Annotated in this window: 1 protein-coding gene; it reads right to left on the reverse strand. The window is 40.2% G+C overall.

The window, feature by feature from the left end; all coding sequences use genetic code 11:
* Positions 1-204 precede the first annotated feature (204 nt).
* On the reverse strand, positions 205-624 hold a 420-nt coding region (locus R8N47_RS26250; protein WP_318186236.1), incomplete at its 5' end, for an NAD(P)-binding protein.

A 624-nucleotide genomic window follows, 5' to 3' on the forward strand; every position in this document is an offset into this window, starting at 1 on the left:
TGGATTCAATTTGCCATTCTGAGTAAAAAAAGCAACGTTTTGTGATTAAAAAAATGATAAAAAGCCTTGTTGATTAAATAATTTTTAATTTATTTGTTGTTTTAATGAATGGAATTAAGGTTTGGTATGAAAATCAAACAAAAAAGCCTCTCTATTGATAGAAAGGCTTTTAATTGGTAGTGGCGTTGTTGCGTATTTTTAGGGTTATTTTATCGAAGTGAACTGAGGTTCGAGTTGTTTGCACACGTGTCGCGCAAAACCACTACCTGCTTCGCTGTATATATTAAAGGCAGCGTCCACACCACTTTCCAACAAACCTTCTAGTTGGTCTGGATATTCTGCAATAGCGGCAATTTGCCCTTTGTAGTTTCTACGCTGAAGTTGTTCTAGTGCCGTTTGATTACCTTGATGGTGTGGCATTGCCAATAAAACTAACTTTACGTGACCAGTATCTAGGATTCGTTCCCAAAAATCTGGGTCGGTAGCATCCCCTGAAATGACATTACGTCCTTCTGAACGGTGTTGTTGCGCTGCTTCTTCACGGATCTCAATCCCCAGAGAAATCTTGCCGTAACGTGCGCGTAGCTCGTCATATGCACCGGTACCAATTCGCCCCATACCTAG

Source organism: Vibrio sp. 2132-1, assembly GCF_033344315.1.